General features: G+C 63.2%; 5 protein-coding genes. All 5 read left to right on the forward strand.

Annotation, left to right across the window (positions count from 1 at the left end; all coding sequences use genetic code 11):
• The coding region (locus NBV68_RS17780) for a glycosyltransferase family 2 protein (RefSeq protein ID WP_296312470.1) at nt 1-1477 on the forward strand (1477 nt) is incomplete at its 5' end.
• Nucleotides 1474-2274 carry a DUF5672 family protein gene (locus tag NBV68_RS17785; protein WP_296312472.1) on the forward strand — a complete coding sequence of 267 codons (801 nt, stop codon included), beginning with the start codon at nt 1474-1476 and terminating at the stop codon, nt 2272-2274. The genes NBV68_RS17780 and NBV68_RS17785, both read left to right, overlap by 4 nt.
• Nucleotides 2271-3215, forward strand: coding sequence for a phytanoyl-CoA dioxygenase family protein (locus tag NBV68_RS17790; protein ID WP_296312475.1), 945 nt, complete (start codon nt 2271-2273; stop codon nt 3213-3215). Before NBV68_RS17785 ends, NBV68_RS17790 begins: the two co-directional genes overlap by 4 nt.
• Before the next feature lie 19 nt (nt 3216-3234).
• Entirely contained in the window at nt 3235-4416 is a 1182-nt protein-coding gene (locus tag NBV68_RS17795) for a glycosyltransferase family 1 protein (protein ID WP_296312477.1), read from the forward strand.
• Nucleotides 4417-4586: 170 nt separating this feature from the next.
• Nucleotides 4587-4703, forward strand: a 117-nt coding sequence (locus NBV68_RS17800; RefSeq protein WP_296312479.1) for a transposase, incomplete at its 3' end; no start/stop codon positions are given.

Consider the following 4703-nt stretch of genomic DNA (forward strand, 5'->3'; position numbering starts at 1 on the left):
CGGGCACTTTACCCGGCTGCTTGGCCAGACGTCGCTCGCCTATCAGTGGTGGTTGATGCACGCTTGGGGGCGGCGCCAACCGAGCGCGCCGGGCAAGCCCGACATCATTGCGTTGGTTGCTGGCGAGGAAACGTCTGAAGTCATGCGGGAGACGCTCGGTTCGCTTGCAAAAGAAGGCGTCCCATGGCGCATTGTCGGATCGGATGCAGCGAACGATCTTGCCAAGGCCGCTGCCACCATCGACTGGGCCGCAGGCCCATGGCTGCTGGCGATGTGCGAAGGGGATCGCCTCGCAGTCGGTGCCGCGGAAGACTACCGCACTGCTATACGTGACCATGGTGAGGTTTGCGCAATCTTTGCCGACAATGACGTCCTTTGTTTGCGCGGCAAGCGCATGGCGCCCCATTTCAAGCCAGGTTGGAACGCCGAGCTTTACGCTCATCACGATTACCTCACCGGCGCTTGCATCGTGCGTGTCGCAAGCGATGCACTGGCCGTAGCCGCGGCACAGCCTGACTGGGCAGCGGCTCTGACAGCCGCTGCAATCGCAACTGGTGGCGGGGCGGCGCATATTGCTGAGGTTCTGCATCATCGCAAGTCGCGCCCGCTTGTGCCAGCGCAGGCAAAGCCCCTGACCATCACTGCAAATCTGCCGCGCGTCAGCGTTATCATCCCGACCCGCAACCGTGCCGACCTGCTGCGCACCTGCATCGCCGGGCTGCGCGCGACCGATTATCCTGCGCTCGAAATCATCATTGCCGACAACGACAGCAATGAGCCTGAAACACAGGCCTATCTTGCTGACCTTGCCCGCGACGGCATCGTCGTGCTGCCGCAGCCGGGGCCGTTCAATTATTCCACCATCAACAACAACGCCGTTGCCATCGCCACGGGCGAATTGCTGTGCCTGATGAACAACGATATCGAAGTTCTCAAGCCTGACTGGCTGGCAATCATGGCCACCCAGGCCTTGCGGCCCGAAGTCGGCGCGGTGGGGGCGCAATTGCTCTATCCCGACGGGCGTATCCAGCATGCCGGTGTGGTGATCGGCGTTGGCAATGCGGCGGGCCATGCCCACCGGTTCCTGCGGCCTGAGGCGGAAGGCTATTTCCGGCGTCATACTCTGCCGCAATTCGTCTCGGCTGTCACGGCGGCGTGTCTGGTGGTGCGCAAGGACCGCTTTGACGCGATCGGCGGGCTGGACGAGGCCAACTTTGCGGTCGCGTTCAACGATGTTGATCTGTGTCTCAAGTTGAACCGGCATGGCTGGCAGTCCTTCTATGAACCGCGCGCGATGCTAGTGCATCACGAATCGATTTCACGCGGGCATGATACCGATCCGGTCGGCGCGGCCCGTTTTGCGGGCGAGCTGGCGGCCTTGCAGCGGATCTGGCACACCGACGCAGTCATTGATCCGTTTCACCATCCCAACCTCAGTCGCGCATCGGAACAATTCGCGATAAGCGTGGTGCCATGACCGAGCAGGCGCAATCCCAACCTATGCTGGACCTGCCGGAGGTTACGCTGATCGCGGTTACCTCGGTCAATGTCGAGGCGACGATCAAGGCGATCGAAGTGTGTCGGCAAACCATTCGCTTTGCCGCATGCAAGCTGTTGACCCATTGCGAGCCGCCGCGACAGGTGGCCGGGATCGAGGTGGTGATCATTCCCCGACTGACGAGCGCTCAGGCTTATTCGCACTTCATTTTGCGCGACCTAGCAGACCATGTGGCAACCTCGCGTTGTCTTGTGATGCAATGGGACGGGCATGTTGTGAACACGGCGCGCTGGGATCCGCACTTTCTCGACTATGATTACATCGGGGCCAGCTGGCCGCAATTTCGCGACGGCCGGGATGTCGGCAATGGAGGCTTTTCGCTGCGCAGCAGTCGCCTGCTCGAAGCCTGCCGTGATGAACGCTTCGTCGCCAGCCATCCCGAAGACGTGGCAATCTGCCGTTACAACCGCGCCTGGCTGGAAGCACAAGAGTTGCGCTTTGCCCCGCGTGAGTTGGCAGATCGCTTTTCTGCTGAACGTGCCAGCACGCTCGATAACGTCTTTGGATTTCATGGGGTTTGGCATATGCCACGCCTGCTTGGGCCCGAACGATTCTGGGATATTTATCGACAATTGGAAGACCGCAAATCAGTGCATCACGACCTTGTGCCCATCATGGCGCAAATAGCCGGGCATCCCCGCGGCTGGCGGCGTTGCGCCCGTCTGGTATGGGATAAGCTTGGTGCGAAGCTGGGCGTCGGAAAGGGCGTTGCATGACTAATCCGCTTCCCGGCCTTCCGCTCATCGAATCACCGCTGTTCCTGAGCCTCCTCGGCGATCTCGGACTGACCACCGAGGAGGCACGGATAGGGCTCCAGCTGTTCCACCGCGGTTATGCCGTGATGGACTTTCCCGATCCGGACATTCACCAGCGTATCGACCGGATCAAGGGCAGCCTCGGACCGCGCTACGGCGTTGATCTGGAAGATCCGGAAAGTGACAAGACCTGTGGCGAGCGGCGCATTCAGGACGCCTGGAAGTACGACGGCGACGTGCTCGCGATCGCCGACAACGCTTCGGTCAAAGCCCTACTCACACGGCTTTACGGACGCGGCGCCTTCCCTTTCCAGACGCTCAACTTTCCTGTCGGCACGCAGCAGGAAGCGCACTCCGACATGGTGCACTTCTCCAGCCAGCCGGAGAAATTCATGTGCGGCGTTTGGCTCGCGATGGAAGACGTGACCGCCGAGGCGGGTCCGCTGTTCTACTACCCCGGCTCGCATCGCTGGCCGGTCATGAGCAATGCGCTGATCGGTCGGCGCGGCTTCGGGAGCCAGCTCTATTCGGCGCAAGATCCGTTCGCTGAGGCCTGGGCGGCCCTCGTCGCGGCGGAGGGGGCCGAGCGCGAGGTTTTCCTCGCGCGAAAGGGCCAGGCGCTGATCTGGTGCGCCAACCTGCTGCACGGCGGGAGTGCGCAGACCGATCCGCGGCAGACCCGCTGGTCGCAAGTGACGCACTACTACTTTGACGACTGCCTGTACTACACCCCGGCCTATTCCGACGAGGTCCTCGGTTCGTTCGACCTGCGCCGGATCGTGGCGGTCGGCGAGAATCGCGAACGTCCCAATCTTTACCTCGGCGAACCCGTGGCCCGGCCGGGCCATGAGGCCCGGCGTGGCGGGCTCGGCGCGAGCCTGCGAAAGCTCTTGCAACGGTGAACCGGGGCGATTGTTAAAAATGTCGGACAACGACGCGCCGCTCCTCATCGACGCCTCGCGCCTGGTATGGCGTCGCTGGACGGGGACACGGGCAACCGGCATCGACAGGATTTGTCTTGCTTGGATGGACCACTACGCCTCGCGCGCGCAGGCCGTGATCGTCCACAAGCGCGGCCAGGCGATCCTTCCGTTCCGCACCTCGCAGGCGCTATTCCGGCTTCTGATGATGCCCGAGCGGCCAGTTCGAGAGGCGATGCACTTCCGCGCGGCCTTGATGGGCCTCGGCCTGCAGCGCGGCCTGCACCTGCGCGATCGGCTCCAGGGACAGGGGCGCTTCTGGCTGAACCCCGGCCATACCGGCCTCGACGCGCCGGGCCTTGCTGAGTGGATCAAGGCGCGGGACCTGCGCCCGGTCCATCTTGTGCACGACCTGATCCCCATCACACACCCGCAGTTTTGCCGCCCCGGCGAGAATGCCCGGCATCGCCGGCGGATACGCGCCGTGCTCGACACCGCGGCTGGCGTTGTCGCTAACAGCGCGCATACGCTCGGCACGCTCAGGGACTTCGCAGATACGGAAGGCAAAAGCCTTCCACCTGCCGTGGTGGTGTGGCCGGGCACGCCCGCCTTGCCGATCCTCCCGAGGAAAGACGCCGCCGAGCCAACGTTCGTGATCCTGGGCACGATCGAGGGACGGAAGAACCACGAGCTGCTCCTGCGTGTCTGGCGGGGTCTCATGGCCAGGAAGGACAGCCGGCGAGTGCCGCGCCTCGTCATGGTCGGGCGACGCGGCTGGGAAGCCAGCCAGGTCTTCGCCCAGCTTGACAGCGGTGATTTTGGCTCCTTCGTCACTGAGGTTGGCCCTCTCTGCGATGCGCGCCTTGCCGAGGTGCTGGCAGGAGCCCGGGCCCTGCTGTTCCCGAGCCATGCCGAGGGCTACGGCATCCCGTTGGCCGAAGCGCTAGCAGCCGGCGTGCCGGTGATTGCCGGCGACCTTCCGGTCTTTCGCGAGATCGGCCAGGGAGTGCCGGATTTGCTGCCGCTCGACGACGAGGATGCGTGGATGACAACCATTAACGACTATGCGCAGCCAGCGAGCACGCGCCGTGAACGTCAACTGGAACGCCTGTGCACCTTCAGGCCTCCCGATTGGCAGGCCCATTTTGCCGGAATCGATGCGCTGCTGGACCGGCTAGCCTAACCCACCCTCGGATGGCGTCTTCAAGTGTACCGCCGATGCCGCACTCGTGACCGCGGCTGATCGCACGGTAATCTGGTGAAGCCGAGCGTCACAGTCTGGATGCAGTGGTCTGAGCCCCTAGATTTCCTCCAGTGATAAGTAGAGTCCGGCCCTAACGAGGAGACGGACGAATGAAGCGGAGCAGGTTCAGCGAGGAGCAGATCATCGCTGTTTTGAAGGAGCAGGAAGCGGGGATGTCGACGGCGGATGTGTGCCGCCGCCATGGGATCAGTTCGGCAACCTTCTAC

The organism is Erythrobacter sp., assembly GCF_023653175.1.
In the GTDB taxonomy this organism is placed as follows: Bacteria; Pseudomonadota; Alphaproteobacteria; order Sphingomonadales; family Sphingomonadaceae; genus Erythrobacter.

Coding starts and splice junctions, on each gene's coding strand:
- NBV68_RS17795 (WP_296312477.1), top strand. CDS start 3,235: ATGTCGGACAACGACGCGCCGCTCCTCATCGACGCCTCGCGCCTGGTA.
- NBV68_RS17790 (WP_296312475.1), top strand. CDS start 2,271: ATGACTAATCCGCTTCCCGGCCTTCCGCTCATCGAATCACCGCTGTTC.
- NBV68_RS17785 (WP_296312472.1), top strand. CDS start 1,474: ATGACCGAGCAGGCGCAATCCCAACCTATGCTGGACCTGCCGGAGGTT.